Source organism: Synechococcus sp. WH 8101 (genome assembly GCF_004209775.1).
Taxonomy (GTDB): domain Bacteria; phylum Cyanobacteriota; class Cyanobacteriia; order PCC-6307; family Cyanobiaceae; genus Synechococcus_C.
Map to the genome: position 1 here is coordinate 1,530,049 of NZ_CP035914.1, position 14,979 is coordinate 1,545,027.

Genomic DNA, 14,979 nt, shown 5'->3' on the forward strand with positions numbered 1-14,979 from the left:
TCAGAGCCCCTTGCGCACGATCTGCTGCGCCGCCTCAACAATCTGATGGGGCTGGATGATGGTGAGATTCTCCAGGGTGCCGTTGTAAGGCGTGGGAATGTCCTGGCTGGACAACCGCAGGGGCCGGGCGTCCAGGTCGTCGAAACATTGCTCTGTGATCAGGGCGATCAGTTCGGCACCGATGCCACCGGTTTTCATGCACTCCTCCACCACGATCACGCGGTGGGTCTTGCGGACCGATCGGGCGATCGTGTCCATATCGAATGGCTTAAGGCTGATCAGATCGATCAGTTCGGCGCTGATGCCATCGGCCTCAAGTTGCTCCACAGCCTTCAGGCAGTGATGACGCATGCGGGAATAGGTGAGGATCGTGACGTCCGATCCCTCCTGCACCAGATCGGCCTGATCAAGCGCACAGGTGTACTCGCCAGCTGGCAGTTCTTCGCTGAGGTTGTAAAGCAACACATGCTCGAAGAACAACACCGGGTTGTTGTCGCGAATGGCGGCCTTCATCAGGCCCTTGGCATTCGTGGGCGTGCTGCAGGCCACGATCTTGATGCCGGGCACCGCGTGGAAATAGGCCTCGAGCCGTTGGCTGTGCTCGGCGCCCAGCTGCCGGCCCACCCCACCGGGCCCACGCACCACGGTGGGAATGGTGAAGTTGCCGCCACTGGTGTAGCGGAGCATCCCCATGTTGTTGGAGATCTGGTTGAAGGCCAGGAGCAGGAACCCCATGTTCATGCCCTCCACGATCGGGCGCAGCCCCGTCATCGCCGCACCCACCGCCATGCCGGTGAAGCTGTTTTCCGCGATTGGAGTGTCCAGCACCCGCAGCTCGCCGTACTTCTCGTAGAGATCCTTGGTGACCTTGTAGGAACCGCCGTAATGACCGACGTCCTCCCCCATCACGCAGACATGGGGATCACGGGCCATCTCCTCGTCGATGGCTTCACGGAGTGCATTGAAAAGGAGCGTCCCTGCCACGGCGTTGCTGTCGGTCCGGCCAGGCCGGCGTCAGCGGCCAAGCTATCTCAGTCCGGTCAGGCTCAACCGCCGGCGGCAAAGGTGGTGAGCAGCAGCACCGACAGGAGCAGTCCTGGTGAGAGCAGCAGCACCAGTTGACCAAGGTCATGCAGCGTCATGGCAGCCACTCCCCTGAGTGCATCGCATTGGTTGGACCCTAGGCAGGGTCGGCGGGCCGGCCTGTGAAAAGACTGCGAAGAAACACCAGCGCCAGGCCCAGGCCGATGAAGGCAAAGCTGAAGGTGGCGAGAAAGCACATGCCAGTCAGCAGGGTCTTGAGCGCCGAAGCAATGCTCTGGGCGATCGCCGAGCTGTAGTGGGGTGGATGCTCCGCGAAATAGAGCACCATGCGCTTGCTCAGACCAAGGCTGAGCCAGGCCAGCACCAGGCTCGTGAGGGATCCGGAGAGAAAACTGAGCGGCCCTTTGCGTCGCTCGTCGACCGGGGGGGTGCTGTTGGTGTCACTCATGCCAACAGCTTGGCCCCATGGGCGAGAAAGGAACAACTCCAGGCCTCCAGTCCGGCGGCCTGAAACTGCTGCATCCCCTGCTCCAGGGCCCTGTCGGCCTGGGGTCGCCCCGGAAACAGGGCGAAGCAACTCGGCCCCGACCCGCTCATCGCCACCCGCAGCTGGCCGGGAAGCGCCTGCAACAGCTTGAGGGCTGTTTGCACCGCCGGCGTCTGCGGCGCCACCACATCCTGAAGGTCATTGCGCAGAGGCGGTGGCATCGCGGCCTGGGCCGACGCCAACCAGGGAGCCTGTCGCAGCGCAGAGCGCCGTTGCTCAAACGCCTCTTCTCCGTCTTGATAGGTGGCATCACGCCGGCGACGGCATTCGCCGTAGGCCCATGGCGTTGACACGCTGACGCCGGGATCCTTCACCAGCACAATCCCAAAACCCTCTGACGCTTCAGCAGCAGCGGGCAAGGGCTCGAGGCGTTCGCCTCGCCCAAAGCACAACTGGGTGCCTCCCGCCACGCAGAAAGGCATGTCGGAGCCCAGCTCGGCCGCCATCCGCTCCAGATCGGCCTGAGAATGCCCCAGTCCCCAGAGCGTGTTGAGGGCCACGAGAGTGGCAGCCCCATCACTGGAACCACCGGCCAACCCTGCACCGATGGGAATCCGCTTGCGCAAATGGAGACGTGCCCCCAACTCGGAAAAGCCTGAGCGTTGTCGCAGCAGCTCAGCGGCGCGAAGTATCAGGTTGTCAGGTCCGCAACTGAGCTCAGGCCGATCGCAACTGAGCTGGAGTGAGGCGTCGGCGGTGTTGTCGCAGAGCAGCTCGTCGGCCAGGTCGATGCTCTGCATCACCATCGCCAGTTCATGAAAACCGTCGGGTCGCAACCCGAGCACCTCCAGATGGAGATTGATCTTGGCGGGAGCGCTGACGCGAACCGTGGCCGTCATGGCATCGATGCGGCGGGATCGGTCTGATTCAAGCCCCTGGCCAGCGCCACCCAGGCCGCCGGCGCAATCTCCTGAGGCCGTTGCTGAAGATTGATCCCAGCCGCAGTCGCCAGGGCCTGCAACTGATCCGGCGCCGCGAGAGGAGCCAGGGTGTTGCGCAGCATCTTGCGGCGAGCCAGAAAGGCCATACGCAGCAAGCGCTCAACGCCACGGGCCAGCTCGATCGGCAAGCGCTGGTCTGCAGGCAGAGGGTCGAGTCGCACCACTTCCGACTGCACCTTCGGCGGCGGTTGAAAACAGCGCGGCGGCACAGGACAGACGCTGCTGCAGTGCGCCAGCAACTGCATGCGCACGCTCAATGCACTGAAACTGCTCTGCCCGGGGCGGGCACGGATCCGCTCGGCCACCTCCTTCTGCACCAGCAGCACCAGCGACTGATAGGGCGGATCCACCGGTCGATCCAGCCGTCCGACCAGGCGCTCCAGCAAAGGGCCTGTGATGTTGTAAGGGATGTTGGCGACCACCTTGGTGGCACGGCTGCCGCCTGGGCCCTCCAGGGCCACGGCCAGCACATCCCCCTCCTGCAGGGAGAAGCGGGGCTCGACCGCGAAGCGCTGGCGCAGCCCACCCACCAGGTCGCGATCGAGCTCCACCGCATGCACCCACGCGACCGGTGAGGCCAGGAGACGCTCGGTGAGGGCGCCGCGCCCAGGCCCCACCTCCAGCACCCGGTCATCCGCCTGCAGATCGGCGGCCTGCAGGATCCGCTCCAGCACCTGCTCATCCCGGAGCCAGTGTTGGCCGAAGCGTTTGCGCGCGGTGTGACCAGAAAACGTCATGGCGTGTGGCTCGACAAGGTTTCAAAGACGACGCAGGGCACCACTCAATTCAATCGGCGTGCGCGTTTCCACCTCAATCGCCTCGAAGGGAATCCGGATGCCGTTCTGATCCAGCGCCTCCTTCATCGCCTGCTGCACGATCCGTGTGGCCCACCACTGATTTTCATTGCCATGGATTTTGGTGTTGACGCGCACCACCACCGCATTGGCACGCAATTCCTCCACATTCGAGAAATAAGGGTTGTCGAGAAAAACTTCTTTGTATTGCGGGTCCTGCCCTAACGATTTGCCAGTGGCGTTGATGATCGCCTCCACCTGGCGCAGATCGGCGTCGTAAGGAACCGGCAGTCGCACCAGAGACCAGGTCCAACCTTTCGACTGATTGGCCAGAAACGTGACTTGGCTGTTGCGGATGTACCAGACCACCCCCCAGTAATCACGGATGCGGATGTTGTAGAGATTCACCTCCCGCACCTGGCCCAGCACCTCTCCGATTTTCACCGAATCACCGATGCCGAGCTGATCCTGAAAGATGATCAACGTTCCGGCGATGATGTCGGCCACCAGGGATTGGGCACCGAAACCCACCACGCCGGCCACAATGCCCGCGCCGGCCAGCAAGGGCACCAGATTCACCCCAAGGGAATCGAGCATCCAGAGCAGCGCCATGAAGGCCACCAGCAATCGCCACAGGCTCTTGAAGAGGTTGCCCAGGGCCGACACGTGCTGTGCACGCCGGTCGAGCATCATCTTGGTGGCCATCTCGAAGTCGGTCTCACCGAAGAAGGCCGCCCGATCCTGAGGAGGGCGTTTGCGCACCAGCCGCCCCACGACCCGCTCGATCAATCGGGATCCCAGCAACACCGCCAGCCAAGACACCAGGAGAATCACGAGCAGTTGGGGGAGGGCCAACCACAGGCGACTGCTGGTCAGCAACTCCAGCGGGTGAACCAACGGCACGGAATCGATCAGATCAGTCTTTCCACCATGACCCAGCGCACCGGCCTTGTGCTCGGCGCCAAGGGCACCAGTGCCAGCACCACCTCGAGCCCGGCCGTGGCCATCCAGGGATGGTCCGCCTGCCAGCAGGCCAGGGCCCGTGCCAGCCGCAGTCGTTTGCGGTGATGAAAGGCGGCCAGGCCGCCGGCATCAGGACCAAGGCGCCGCCGGGCCTTCACCTCCACGGCGAGCAGACGCATGCGGCAGGAGCGTCCCTTGACCATGAGCAAGTCGATCTCGCCGTAGCGGCAGCGCCAACGCTGGGCCACACAACGCCAACCCTGACCCCGTAACAGACGCAGGGCCCGCTGCTCCGCCCAGCGACCATCCAGGTTCCGGCCGCGGTTCCGTGGTTCCATGCTCTTGTCTCAGGCTCCGCTCTTAGGGTTCCCCTGTGGCCTTTCGATCGATGTCGTTCCGTCCCGCTGCAGCAGTCCTTGCCCTGCTGCTCTCCGTTTGCACCCTGGTGATGGCGCCGCCGGCCGCCCAGGCCGCCATGGACTACGCCAAACAGGTGCTGATCGGCGCCGACTTCTCTGGACGGGAGATGCAGGGCGTCACCTTCAACCTCACCAACCTGCGCGAGGCCGATCTCTCCGGCAGTGATCTGCAGGGGGCCAGCCTGTTCGGCGCCAAGTTGCAGGATGCCGATCTGAGCAACACCAACCTGCGCGACGCCACCCTCGATTCCGCCGTGCTGGATGGCACCAACCTCAACAATGCGGTTCTGGAAGATGCCTTCGCCTTCAACACCCGCTTCATCAATGTGACGATCAGCGGCGCGGACTTCACAAACGTGCCCCTGCGCGGCGATGTGCTCAAAACCCTCTGCGCCGCCGCCGATGGCGTCAATCCGGTGACCGGCCGCAACACCCGCGACACCCTCGGCTGCTGATGAGCTTCGATCCCCGCAGTCTCGAACGCCTGAAGGAACTGGGCCGGACCCTTCCCCAGGCCCTGCCGACGCCTGAGGCGAAACCAGCGCCAGCGCCGAAGGCCAGTGAAAGGCGCCACAAGGTGGAAACGGAGCAAAACCCGGAGCAGCTGTTTCGCGAACTGATGCAGGTGAGCCCCGATGGCACGGTGCCCGAGCATCTGATGCAGCGCCTGAAGGAGGCGGAACAGCGCAGCAAAACGGAACGCCGGCCGGCCACAGGGGCCACCGGCTCCCCCTTGCCGGCCCCGACGGCTGCTCAACGGCCGAACAAAGGCAAAACCACCCGCCCCCAGCGGCCCTCTGTGGCGCCTGGCAGCGAGGAGGAAAGCCTCTATGTGGCCTTCGGCCAGTTGCTGCTGGAAGACGAGGAAGAGGATTGAATCCCTCCCGCTGCCGGATCATCGCCGTCGGCAAAGTGCGCAAAGGCTGGGTGCAGGAGGGGGTGGAGCTCTACCTCAAACGGCTGCCTGGACTCCAGGTGCTGGAACTCAAAGACAGCAACCGAGACAAGGAGGCGGAGGCGATCCGAGCGGCGCTGCGCTCCGATGAGCATCCGGTGATGCTGATGGAGCAGGGGGACAGCCTCGCTTCGGTGCCCTTCGCTAAGCGGCTGCAGCAGTTCGGCAACGAACGCCTGGCCTTTGTGATCGGCGGCGCCGATGGACTCAGCGATGGGCTCAAAGCAGCCGCCCGCTGGCAACTGAGCCTCTCACCGATGACCTTCCCCCATGAACTGGCCCGGCTCCTGCTGCTCGAGCAGCTCTACCGCGCCCAGGCGATCCTGCAGGGGAGCCCGTATCACCGGGCTTGAAACATCTTCAGCGCACGCCTCTGTCGCCAAGGCTTCTGCCCAGGCATCCCGGCAGCGCCACCAGTTCAGATACCCCAGTTGACGAACATGGGGCAGCAGTTCACGCATCATGGCAGCGGCGGCTGAACCGGCAGGGTTGGACTGTTGCCGCGCCAGGCGATAGTTGGCGCAGAAGGCGCCGAACGTTCCCTTTCGCACGCCTTTCTGGCGCTCTAGATGCTTTTGCAACAAGGCATCGCAGCGGTGGGTGCTGACCTCCGTGGCAGCGGCTGAGGCGCCGTAATCCTGATCTCCAGGCAGTAGATCTTCGCCGGTGAATCCGCACACGACACCAGCAGCGCGTGCCGCCCGGTTGTCGTCATCAAAAGCCTGCACCGCTTCCCCGCCCCGGTTTGCCATCTCCTGACGGCAGATCGCAGCGATGTCCTGATCGCGCCAGTCGAACAGATCGCCCACTCCATTGGAATGCACGATGTCGACCATCTGACGGCGCAGCATCCGTTCACTGGCAGCAGCCTGCAGGCGATCGTGCTCCGTTGCCTGCGGCTGGCGCAGCGCCCATTCCGCATTGAGAAAAAACGCCGATGTCGTTCCCTTGCGATGCCCTCCGGCACTCTGCTGGGACTCTCCCATGATCTGCTCCGGCGTCACGACAGGGCCTTCAGGCATCACCATCACTCCGTCCAGATGACGTCATCCAATCCGTCAACGTCAGTGGCTGGAACTTGGCGACGCTCAGGGTCCAGCCGCGGCCGGCCATCGCCCGAAGGCCGGCCTGGAACGCTGGGGTATCCCCCGTGTTCAGCCAGGCGGCCTTGAGAGCCGGCAAGTCTTCCGGCAACCGCTCCATCGGCAACTCCACCAGCAGCAGACTGTCCAGCCCGCAGGCGCGGCGTAGCGGTCCGTCATCACTGCGCTGCCACACACGCAGCAACAGCTCCAGCGCCAGGACATGCGCCACCTCCAAGGGCTGCTCAGCCGCAGCAGCCTCGGCCGTGAGCGAGCGACCGGCCAGAGGCAAGGCCCGTCGCCCCTCCTGCTCGATCAGGGCCAGAGCGACGAGATAGGGAGCCTCAGCCATCAGGAACGCGCCAATGGGCGCATCCTCACCGATCACCCACGCCATCGCCGGAGAACGCCTGTACTATTGCGGTGCGTTAGATGGTCTCCTTTGGCGGTCGATCGCTCCTCTCTTCAGCCCCCGCTGCCCCTGCGGGCCCAGCGCCAGCCCCTGCTGCTGCCTCTGGCGGGCGAACGTGTCGCGGCGGGGTTCCCCTCACCCGCCGACGACTACGTGGAGGTGGGCATCGATCTCAACGACCAGCTGATTCGCCATCCCCTCAGCACCTTCTTCCTGCGGGTGAGCGGCGATTCCATGCTCGGCGCCGGCATCCACGACGGCGACCTGCTGGTGGTGGACCGCAGCCTTGAACCCAGACCAGGCCGGGTGGTGGTGGCCGTGCTCGATGGCGCCTTCACCCTCAAACGCCTGGCCCGCCATCGCGGCCAGCTGCGCCTGGAGGCGGCCAACCCCGACTATCCCCCCCTCGATCTGCACCGCTGCGGTGACGTGCAGATCTGGGGGGTGGCAATCCATGTGATTCACCCCCTGTGATCCACCCGCTCTGAGCCCTCAGAACGCAGCGCCATGCCTGCCGCCACGGCACTGATTGATGCCAACAACTTCTATGCCTCCTGCGAGCAGAGCCTCGATCCCTCCCTGATCGGCCGGCCGGTGGTGGTGCTCTCCAACAACGATGGCTGCATCGTGGCCCGAAGCGCCGAAGCCCGGGCCCTGGGCATCGCCATGGGCACGCCATTCTTCAAGGCAAAACGGGAGCTGGAACGCCATGGCGTGGTGGTGCGCAGCTCGAACTACGCCCTCTACGCCGACATGAGCCAGCGGCTGATGAGCCTGCTGGAGAGGCAGGTGGAAGACCTGGAGATCTATTCGATCGACGAAGCCTTTGCACGCCTGAGCCGACCGGCCGACGGCGACCTGCTGGCCTGGGGGCGACACCTACGCGCCCTGATCCGTCGCAATCTGGGCCTCTCCATCTGCATCGGCCTGGGGGCGAGCAAAGGGCAGGCCAAACTCGCCAACCGCCTGGCCAAAATGGTGGCGGCCCATGCCGGCCTGTTCGACCTGACGCGGTGCAGCGACCCCGACCGCTGGCTGGAAACCATCGCGATCGAGGATGTGTGGGGCATCGGCCGCCAGTTGGCCCACTGGTGTCGAGCGCGGGGGGTGACCCACGCCCGGGCACTGCGCGACATGCCCAGCGGCATCCTGCGGGCCAAGGCGGGGGTCGTGGGAGTGCGGCTGCAGCGAGAGCTGCAGGGTCACAGCTGCCTGCCGCTGGAGCTGACGCCCGCACCGAAGCGGGAAACCTGTGTGAGCCGCAGCTTCAGCCGACCGATCACCGGCCTGGAGGAGCTGCGCGAGGCGGTGGCCACCTACGTGGTGCGCGCCGCCGAAAAATTACGCCAGCAGCATCAGCGCGCCGCCGCCCTCAGCGTCTACACCCGCACCAGTCCCTTCGTCCCCGGTTTCTACAGCAACACCGCCAGCACCCGTCTGGACCTACCCAGCAACGACACCCAGGCGCTGCTCAACGCAGCTTTACCTCTGGTGGAGCGGATTTTTCAGCCGCACCGCCAACTCGCCAAAGCCGGCGTGTTGATGCAGCACCTGGAGAGCACCGACCAGCTGCAACATCACCTGCTGGTGCCCTGCAGCGCCGCCGAGCAACAGCGTCGGCAGGCGCTGATGGCCACGATCGATGCACTAAACCGGCGCTATGGCCGTGGCACGGTGCAATGGGCCGCCTGTGGCCTGGATCCGAGTTGGGCGATGCGGCGGGAACGGCTGGGCCGGGCCGCCACGACCCGACTGCGTGATGTGCCGATCGTGCAGGCCTGAGCCACGATGTCAAGCAGCACACAACCCAGAGATCAGCATGAACAAAGTGCTCAGAACGCTGGCCACAGCCCTGGCGGGGGTGGGACTGCTCGGAAGCACGGTGGGGACGCCGACCCAGGCCTGCACCAGCTTCACCTTGAAGGGCAATGACGGTGGCCATGTGTATGGCCGCACGATGGAATTCGGCCAACCGCTAAACAGCGAGGCGGTTCTGATTCAGCGGGGCACGCCGTTACGCGGCAATGGACCCAACGGCGGCATCGGCAATGGCCTGGCCTGGACCAGTCGCTACGCGGTGGTGGGCATGAACGCCCTGGGCCTCAAGGATGTGGTGCCCGATGGCATGAATGAGAAGGGGTTGGCGGGCGGCCTGCTCTATTTCGCTGGCTATGCAGACTTTCAGACAGTGCCGGCAGGGCAGACGAAGCGATCGATCAACAGCGCCCAACTACTCACCTATGTGCTGACCAACTTCGCCACCATCGAGGAGGTGAAGCAAGGACTTCCCAAGATTCTGGTCAATGGAGCCGCCGTGAAGGCCTTCGGCGGACCGCTGCCCATCCACATGACGCTGCATGACAGCAGCGGCAAAAGCCTGTCCGTGGAATACATCCAAGGGGAGCTGACCATGATGGACAACCCCACGGGGACCTACACCAACGATCCACCCTTTCCTTATCACCTGGCGACGGCAGGGAATTACGCCAACTTGAGCGCCATGCCACCGGCGGAGATGACGATCAATGGTCTGAAGCTGCCACCCACCAGCACCGGTGGGGGCCTGCATGGCCTGCCCGGAGATTTCCTCTCCACCTCCCGCTTCATTCGTGCCCTGCTGCTCAGCCGCTTCGCACCAACCAATCTCAGCACCCGGCAACAGGTGGGCACCGCCTTCCGGCTGTTGGGCCAATTTGACCTGCCACCGGGGAGCATTCTGCTGCCGCCAGGTGGGTCTTTCGGTGGTGCCGGATCCACAACCACTTACGAGATCACGGAATGGACCGTGGCAGCGGATCAGAAAAACCTGGTGTATTACATCCAGACCTATGACAATCCCGGCTTACGCAGTCTGAATTTCGACCAGCTGCCCCTCGATGGAGGAACAATCAAGGTGATGCCGTTGAATCAACCTCTCGACGTGACAGTGCTGACTCCCTCCTGAGCCGAGCTCAGATGTGCTGAAGCAGCTGCACAGCCTGCTCGCGCTGGCTGAGCAGCAACACCATCCGCTCGCCGTGGCTGTTGAGACCGGTCTGCTCCCGGAGCAGATCGTTGCTGGCCAGGGCCAGACCGCAGGTTTCACAGAACAGCACCGGCAGGGTGCCGTCATGGCCAGCCATCCCCTGAAGGTCGAGGGCCTGACGCACGGCCCGCTGCGCTCTCTCAAGACCGAGTCGTTCCACCAGAGCTGGCCAGAGGTGGTTGACGGGGGTGCAGCTGGCGAAATCAAACGACGACGCTGTCATCAAATCAGACCGGGAGCTGCTCGATCGCGACCACGATCATCTGCGGTGTGACCGGGATCGTCTCCAGTGCATCCTCGTTGTCGAGATAGGCGTCGAAGGAGGCGAAGCGTTCGATCCGAGGGGCTGCACCTTCGGCGGCACAGGCCTCAATCCAGTCGTTGTCGTCGGGCTTCACCGCCACGTAGGCCTGAAGGGCTTCCTGCAGGTCGCCACCATCGCCGATGCCCTCCCCGTGCCAGATCGCTTCAAAAAATTCAGACATGGCCCGTGGGGAACAGACGACGGTTGCGGTTGGCGATCGCCACCAACGACAGCATGACCGGAACTTCCACCAGCACACCCACCACGGTGGCTAACGCAGCACCGGACTGCAAGCCAAACAGACTGATGGCCACGGCGACCGCCAGCTCGAAAAAGTTCGATGCCCCGATCATCGCTCCCGGCGCAGCAATCGCGTGCGGTTGCCTCCAAAGGCGCATCCACTGGGCGCTGATCCAGAAGATCAGATAGGTCTGAAGGATCAGGGGTACGGCGATCAAGGCGATGGCCAGGGGATCCGCCAGGATTGATTCGGCCTGCACCATGAACAGCAGCAACACGGTGCCGATGAGGCACACCACGGTGAGCGGTTTCAGGCGTTGTTCCAGCCGCTCAATCCGGCCGGGCGACCTGAGGAACACCCTCGTGAGCCAGCCGGCCGTGAGCGGCACCACCACAAACAAGCCGACAGCAGCAATCAACGTGTTCCAGGGCACCAGAACCTCACTCACCCCCAGCAGCAGGGCGGCAATCGGTGCGAAGGCGAACACCATGATCAGATCGTTCACCGCCACTTGCACGAGGGTGTAGTTGGCATCTCCGTCGCTGAGACGGCTCCACACAAACACCATCGCCGTGCAGGGAGCCACGCCGAGCAGGATCATGCCAGCCACGTACTGATCCCCGAGCTCGGCAGGGATCCAGGCAGAAAACAAGCCACGGATGAACAGCCAGGCCAGCGCCGTCATCGTGAGGGGTTTGATCAACCAGTTCACCACCACGGTGATGAGCAGACCGCGGGGCTGACGGCTGAGACCACCGATCGCGGCGAAATCCACCGCCAGCATCATCGGGTAGATCATGCCCCAGATCAGCAGAGCGATCGGCAGGTTGATCCCAGCCACCTCAAGGGAGGCGATCGCCTGCGGCCATGCGGGCACAGCCGCCCCGAGGGCCACACCGGCAAGGATCGCCAAAGCCACCCACACACTGAGATACCGCTCAAAGATGCCCATCAAATTTCGAGAGTGTGTCGTCATATTGTCGATGACACCATGCGCCGCCATGCAGCCAAGCAACCCTACACAGCTGCTTACATAGAATCTACGAGACTGAAAAGAGGCGCAGTTTCGCTGGGAACCAAATTAAAGATGGCTTCAACTCAAAACCAGACTCGAGAAGTCAATGTCGATGTTTTGATCGTGGGACTTGGGCCAGCTGGTACCGCCTGCGGCCTGGAACTCAACGCAACAGGCATCAAGGTGCTTGGTATCGACCGAAGCCACTTCCCTCGCGACAAGATTTGCGGTGATGCACTTCCTACAGAAGCACAGTTCGAGGTCGACAGGCTCGGACTGGGACAGTCTTGCCCTGAAATAAGGACAACATCACGATTTGCGCAATGGAGCCCAGACGGGAGCCCAAGCTATCAACACTGCTTTCAAACACAAGCGCCCATTTTCCAGGCCATTCGGCGATACGATCTTGACAATTGGCTTGTTAGACAATGCGCCAGCGAAGGGCTCTGGATGGAATTCGGCTGGAAAGTGCAAGTGATCCAACGCGACAACAAGAATAAGACGTGGATTGCCAGCGGATCAATACACTCAAAAAGAGGCCTAAGAATCGGCTCATTTTCGATTTATACGCGCTGCATCGTTGGCTGTGACGGAGTTGGCTCTGTTGTAAGGCGTGCAACAGAACGAAGCAAAGAAACAAAAACCATTGTCCTGGCATCGAGGTGCTATCGACTAGTCGATCCCAGTAGGAATCACAACCAGTCGACCATTGCATTTCGCTGGCAAGGAACGGGGGCATACTCCTGGCGTTTCGCAGTGCCGGGTGGACACAACTGCGGCATCGCTTGGCTTTGCCAGTCGGATCAACCAAAAATCTCAGGAAAAGCCATCATAGATCTCACTCGGACGCTCGAGCCAGGCTGCCGAGACGTCCGCACCATGGGGCTCCCTATCCTTCAATCTATTCCTTCGATCGATGGCGCTGAAGGAATTTTTCTTTGCGGAGATGCCGCCTGCTTGGTCGATCCACTGCTGGGCCACGGAATCGATCGTGCCATGAAAAGCGGAAAGCTCGCTGGCAAGGCATTGAGGGAGAGCCTGAAGAAGGGCGAAAAGCCTGCAGAAACGAGCTTTCGTTATCGAGAAAACCTAGCGAAACAATGCAACGAATGGCTGAATCGTTGCTCATAAATTCAGGCAGTGGGAGGCAAAGCACTGGATGATTCCGAATCGGGATGCACAGGAACAGAGGGTGAATAACCGGCGCAGCGCTGTTGATCGAGAAAAGACAGATGTTGACGCTCGCTGTAATACAGCTGCTGAAAACGCAAGGCATCCGCATTCAGCGTTTCGAACATCGACTGAATGCGCTGCTCCATGTCAACCGAGGGCTGGGGGTCCTGCTGCTCCTCTTGAATCAAGGCCGCAATGCAGCGTTCCAGCGTTTCCAGTCGTTGGCCACTCCAGGCCTCAAGCAGATGGCGACAGCGCTTGAGACTTTTCTGACGCTCGAGCATGGCAGCCGTTCCCCGCAGCTGCTGCAACGGCTGCTCCAGGCTGAGTCGCTGCAACTCGCCTGGTTCCAGCAGCGGGGTCAGCCTGGTGACCAGGGCACTGTTCTCTAGCAACAACTGATCGGTGAGCAGTCGCGCCAATTCAAGATCGGCCAAGGCATGGCCGGGATCGTCGCCCCGACTGATCGCTTCCAGCCGTCCCGCACCCAGGTTGGTTTCCTCCAGTTCACTGATGGCAGCCCAAAGCAGGCGATGGTGCTGAAGGCCAAAATCCTCCAGCTCCCGCTGGCGCAGCTCGCGCCGGATCTCCGGCCGATGGGACGGGCAATGGAGATACAACATCAACAGCTGAGCCTCACAACGCTCCCGTTGACTCGACTCGCCCGGCTGTTCAAAGCGGGCTGCCCGGCCATGCCAACGCTGACCCTTGACCTGCTGACGCAGGTCGTCTTCCAACTGCAAGGCCACCCGGCTCTGACCACCACTGAGGCGTTCAGCCACCTGCTGCAGGTAGTGGGTGCGCAGTGCGGACTGGGGCAATTTGCCCAGCAGTTGCACCATGCCTGACACCGCCTGCTGAAACTGGTCGGCCCGATCAAGATCACGCCCCTCCAGCACCTGCTCGATCTGCCAATCGAGCCAGAGCGGCGCCTGATCCAAGAGGGCGCGGTAGTCGCCGGCGCCATGATCCTGGAGAAATTCATCCGGATCCTTGCCCGAGGGCAGGTGGAGAACCCGCAATTCGAGCTGCCCCTGAAGGGCCAGCTGCTCCACCTCACCGATCGCCCGGTTGGCGGCACGCACACCAGCCCGATCGGCATCAAAGTTCAGAATGATGCGCTTGCTGTCGGTGCAACGGCAGAGCTGGGTGATCTGCTGACCGCTGAGCGCCGTGCCCAGAGAAGCCACCGCATTGGTGATGCCGGCAGCGTGGAGGGCGATGACATCGAAATATCCCTCCACCACCACAGCGCGATCGGCTTTGCGAATCGCGTTGGCGGCCCGATCCAATCCAAACAGGTGCTTGCCTTTTTCAAACACCTCCGTTTCCGGTGAATTGAGATATTTCGGTTCGCTGCCATCGAGGCTGCGCCCACCGAAACCGATCACCCGGCCCTGGCGGTCGTGGATCGGCACCATCACCCGATGGCGGAACCGGTCATAAAAGCCATTCCCCCCCTTGCGCGGCACCACCAGCCCCGCCGCCTCGAGCAGTTCAGGGGCCAGTCCCTCCACCTGCTGGAGATGCTTGAGCAGACCGTCCCACTGATCCGGGGCGTACCCGAGACCGAACTGCTCCAGCGTCGCCTCCCGCAGCCCCCGTTTCTCCTTCAGATAGGCGAGGGCCTCAGCGCCGCCGGCGCTTTTCAACTGGCCGCGGAACCAGCCGGCTGCCAAGGCGAGAGCCCGCTGCAACGTCTCACGACGGGACAGTTGCTGCCGCAGGCGCTCCTGCTGGGGGCCCTCGACGGTTTCAACCGGCAACTGATATTTGCGCGCCAGCTCCAGCACCACGTCACTGAAGCTGCGGCGCTGCAGCTCCATCAGAAACTTGATCGCATTGCCGCCGGCGCCGCAGGAGAAGCAGTAATAGAACTGCTTGGCGGGGGACACCGTCATCGACGGCTTGCTGTCGTCGTGGAAGGGGCAGATCCCCACGAACTCTCTGCCCTTCTTCTTGAGCACCACGTGCTCGCCGACGACATCGACGATGTCGGCCCGTTCCTTGACGGCGTCAATCGTGCGCGGGTGGAGCCTGGGCATCGCCATCCCCGCATTCTGC

Annotated in this window: 19 protein-coding genes; 7 read left to right on the forward strand and 12 right to left on the reverse strand. The window is 62.9% G+C overall.

From position 1 onward, the window contains the following. The 6 genes from SynWH8101_RS08020 to SynWH8101_RS08045 all read right to left on the reverse strand — a co-directional run bounded on the left by SynWH8101_RS08020 (position 1) and on the right by SynWH8101_RS08045 (position 4,627). The gene (locus tag SynWH8101_RS08020; protein ID WP_130129314.1) at positions 1-984 is read right to left on the reverse strand and encodes a pyruvate dehydrogenase complex E1 component subunit beta; all 984 of its coding nucleotides are present in this window, start codon (positions 982-984) and stop codon (positions 1-3) included. A gap of 196 nt (positions 985-1,180) precedes the next feature. Then, positions 1,181-1,492: a DUF3082 domain-containing protein gene (locus SynWH8101_RS08025; RefSeq protein ID WP_130129315.1), complete on the reverse strand. Its 312-nt coding sequence runs from the start codon at positions 1,490-1,492 to the stop codon at positions 1,181-1,183. Further along, a complete protein-coding gene (gene ispE / locus SynWH8101_RS08030; RefSeq protein ID WP_130129316.1) occupies positions 1,489-2,430 on the reverse strand; it encodes a 4-(cytidine 5'-diphospho)-2-C-methyl-D-erythritol kinase in 942 nt (313 codons plus the stop codon). The genes SynWH8101_RS08025 and ispE overlap by 4 nt, the downstream gene beginning before the upstream one ends. Next, positions 2,427-3,269, reverse strand: a complete 843-nt coding sequence (gene rsmA, locus SynWH8101_RS08035) for a 16S rRNA (adenine(1518)-N(6)/adenine(1519)-N(6))-dimethyltransferase RsmA (RefSeq protein ID WP_130129317.1) — start codon at positions 3,267-3,269, stop codon at positions 2,427-2,429. The genes ispE and rsmA overlap by 4 nt, the downstream gene beginning before the upstream one ends. A gap of 21 nt (positions 3,270-3,290) precedes the next feature. Then, positions 3,291-4,229 carry a mechanosensitive ion channel family protein gene (locus SynWH8101_RS08040; protein ID WP_130129318.1) on the reverse strand — a complete coding sequence of 313 codons (939 nt, stop codon included), beginning with the start codon at positions 4,227-4,229 and terminating at the stop codon, positions 3,291-3,293. A gap of 8 nt (positions 4,230-4,237) precedes the next feature. Continuing rightward, positions 4,238-4,627, reverse strand: a complete 390-nt coding sequence (locus SynWH8101_RS08045; RefSeq protein WP_130129319.1) for a YraN family protein — start codon at positions 4,625-4,627, stop codon at positions 4,238-4,240. Positions 4,628-4,677: 50 nt separating this feature from the next. Between SynWH8101_RS08045 and SynWH8101_RS08050 the strand changes: the two genes are divergently transcribed. Genes SynWH8101_RS08050 through SynWH8101_RS08060 form a run of 3 tightly spaced genes read left to right on the forward strand, consistent with a single transcriptional unit; the run spans position 4,678 to position 6,016 of the window. Next, positions 4,678-5,163, forward strand: a complete 486-nt coding sequence (locus tag SynWH8101_RS08050) for a pentapeptide repeat-containing protein (RefSeq protein ID WP_130129320.1) — start codon at positions 4,678-4,680, stop codon at positions 5,161-5,163. Further along, positions 5,163-5,585 carry a hypothetical protein gene (locus SynWH8101_RS08055; protein ID WP_130129321.1) on the forward strand — a complete coding sequence of 141 codons (423 nt, stop codon included), beginning with the start codon at positions 5,163-5,165 and terminating at the stop codon, positions 5,583-5,585. The genes SynWH8101_RS08050 and SynWH8101_RS08055 overlap by 1 nt, the downstream gene beginning before the upstream one ends. Further along, on the forward strand, positions 5,582-6,016 hold the full coding sequence (locus SynWH8101_RS08060; RefSeq protein ID WP_130129322.1) for a 23S rRNA (pseudouridine(1915)-N(3))-methyltransferase RlmH: 435 nt from the start codon (positions 5,582-5,584) through the stop codon (positions 6,014-6,016). The genes SynWH8101_RS08055 and SynWH8101_RS08060 overlap by 4 nt, the downstream gene beginning before the upstream one ends. On the opposite strand, the gene SynWH8101_RS08065 is transcribed toward SynWH8101_RS08060, so the two are convergent. Next, positions 5,915-6,685, reverse strand: a complete 771-nt coding sequence (locus SynWH8101_RS08065) for a hypothetical protein (RefSeq protein WP_130129323.1) — start codon at positions 6,683-6,685, stop codon at positions 5,915-5,917. The two genes, SynWH8101_RS08060 and SynWH8101_RS08065, sit on opposite strands and share 102 nt — an antisense overlap. After that, complete coding sequence (locus SynWH8101_RS08070) at positions 6,678-7,097, reverse strand: hypothetical protein (RefSeq protein WP_130129324.1); 420 nt, start codon at positions 7,095-7,097, stop codon at positions 6,678-6,680. Before SynWH8101_RS08070 ends, SynWH8101_RS08065 begins: the two co-directional genes overlap by 8 nt. Positions 7,098-7,187: 90 nt before the next feature. Between SynWH8101_RS08070 and SynWH8101_RS08075 the strand changes: the two genes are divergently transcribed. Genes SynWH8101_RS08075 through SynWH8101_RS08085 form a run of 3 tightly spaced genes read left to right on the forward strand, consistent with a single transcriptional unit; the run spans position 7,188 to position 10,101 of the window. Then, positions 7,188-7,631, forward strand: coding sequence for a LexA family transcriptional regulator (locus SynWH8101_RS08075; RefSeq protein ID WP_130129325.1), 444 nt, complete (start codon positions 7,188-7,190; stop codon positions 7,629-7,631). A gap of 33 nt (positions 7,632-7,664) precedes the next feature. After that, a complete protein-coding gene (locus SynWH8101_RS08080; RefSeq protein WP_130129326.1) occupies positions 7,665-8,939 on the forward strand; it encodes a Y-family DNA polymerase in 1,275 nt (424 codons plus the stop codon). A 37-nt stretch (positions 8,940-8,976) separates the two neighbouring features. Then, the gene (locus tag SynWH8101_RS08085; protein WP_130129327.1) at positions 8,977-10,101 is read left to right on the forward strand and encodes a choloylglycine hydrolase family protein; all 1,125 of its coding nucleotides are present in this window, start codon (positions 8,977-8,979) and stop codon (positions 10,099-10,101) included. A 7-nt stretch (positions 10,102-10,108) separates the two neighbouring features. Here SynWH8101_RS08085 and SynWH8101_RS08090 read toward each other — a convergent pair whose 3' ends face one another. Genes SynWH8101_RS08090 through arsB form a run of 3 tightly spaced genes read right to left on the reverse strand, consistent with a single transcriptional unit; the run spans position 10,109 to position 11,679 of the window. Continuing rightward, entirely contained in the window at positions 10,109-10,405 is a 297-nt protein-coding gene (locus SynWH8101_RS08090) for a hypothetical protein (protein ID WP_007102261.1), read from the reverse strand. A gap of 4 nt (positions 10,406-10,409) precedes the next feature. After that, positions 10,410-10,667: a hypothetical protein gene (locus SynWH8101_RS08095; RefSeq protein ID WP_130129328.1), complete on the reverse strand. Its 258-nt coding sequence runs from the start codon at positions 10,665-10,667 to the stop codon at positions 10,410-10,412. Next, positions 10,660-11,679 carry an ACR3 family arsenite efflux transporter gene (gene arsB, locus SynWH8101_RS08100; RefSeq protein WP_130130430.1) on the reverse strand — a complete coding sequence of 340 codons (1,020 nt, stop codon included), beginning with the start codon at positions 11,677-11,679 and terminating at the stop codon, positions 10,660-10,662. Before arsB ends, SynWH8101_RS08095 begins: the two co-directional genes overlap by 8 nt. Positions 11,680-11,718: 39 nt before the next feature. On the opposite strand from arsB, the gene SynWH8101_RS08105 reads away from it, so the two are divergent. Further along, positions 11,719-12,873, forward strand: coding sequence for an NAD(P)/FAD-dependent oxidoreductase (locus SynWH8101_RS08105; RefSeq protein WP_130129329.1), 1,155 nt, complete (start codon positions 11,719-11,721; stop codon positions 12,871-12,873). Positions 12,874-12,875: 2 nt separating this feature from the next. Here SynWH8101_RS08105 and dnaG read toward each other — a convergent pair whose 3' ends face one another. Beyond that, positions 12,876-14,966 (reverse strand): DNA primase, encoded by a 2,091-nt coding sequence (gene dnaG / locus SynWH8101_RS08110; RefSeq protein ID WP_130129330.1) that lies wholly within the window; start codon positions 14,964-14,966, stop codon positions 12,876-12,878. Between the last annotated feature and the right edge of the window lie 13 nt (positions 14,967-14,979).

Excerpts from the sequence above, each read along its gene's own strand:
- SynWH8101_RS08025 (WP_130129315.1), bottom strand. The coding sequence starts at position 1,492 with ATGAGTGACACCAACAGCACCCCCCCGGTCGACGAGCGACGCAAAGGG.
- ispE (WP_130129316.1), bottom strand. The coding sequence starts at position 2,430 with ATGACGGCCACGGTTCGCGTCAGCGCTCCCGCCAAGATCAATCTCCAT.
- rsmA (WP_130129317.1), bottom strand. The coding sequence starts at position 3,269 with ATGACGTTTTCTGGTCACACCGCGCGCAAACGCTTCGGCCAACACTGG.
- SynWH8101_RS08045 (WP_130129319.1), bottom strand. The coding sequence starts at position 4,627 with ATGGAACCACGGAACCGCGGCCGGAACCTGGATGGTCGCTGGGCGGAG.
- SynWH8101_RS08050 (WP_130129320.1), top strand. The coding sequence starts at position 4,678 with ATGTCGTTCCGTCCCGCTGCAGCAGTCCTTGCCCTGCTGCTCTCCGTT.
- SynWH8101_RS08055 (WP_130129321.1), top strand. The coding sequence starts at position 5,163 with ATGAGCTTCGATCCCCGCAGTCTCGAACGCCTGAAGGAACTGGGCCGG.
- SynWH8101_RS08065 (WP_130129323.1), bottom strand. The coding sequence starts at position 6,685 with ATGCCTGAAGGCCCTGTCGTGACGCCGGAGCAGATCATGGGAGAGTCC.
- SynWH8101_RS08070 (WP_130129324.1), bottom strand. The coding sequence starts at position 7,097 with ATGGCTGAGGCTCCCTATCTCGTCGCTCTGGCCCTGATCGAGCAGGAG.
- SynWH8101_RS08080 (WP_130129326.1), top strand. The coding sequence starts at position 7,665 with ATGCCTGCCGCCACGGCACTGATTGATGCCAACAACTTCTATGCCTCC.
- SynWH8101_RS08085 (WP_130129327.1), top strand. The coding sequence starts at position 8,977 with ATGAACAAAGTGCTCAGAACGCTGGCCACAGCCCTGGCGGGGGTGGGA.
- SynWH8101_RS08090 (WP_007102261.1), bottom strand. The coding sequence starts at position 10,405 with ATGACAGCGTCGTCGTTTGATTTCGCCAGCTGCACCCCCGTCAACCAC.
- SynWH8101_RS08095 (WP_130129328.1), bottom strand. The coding sequence starts at position 10,667 with ATGTCTGAATTTTTTGAAGCGATCTGGCACGGGGAGGGCATCGGCGAT.
- arsB (WP_130130430.1), bottom strand. The coding sequence starts at position 11,679 with ATGGGCATCTTTGAGCGGTATCTCAGTGTGTGGGTGGCTTTGGCGATC.
- SynWH8101_RS08105 (WP_130129329.1), top strand. The coding sequence starts at position 11,719 with ATGCGCCGCCATGCAGCCAAGCAACCCTACACAGCTGCTTACATAGAA.
- dnaG (WP_130129330.1), bottom strand. The coding sequence starts at position 14,966 with ATGGCGATGCCCAGGCTCCACCCGCGCACGATTGACGCCGTCAAGGAA.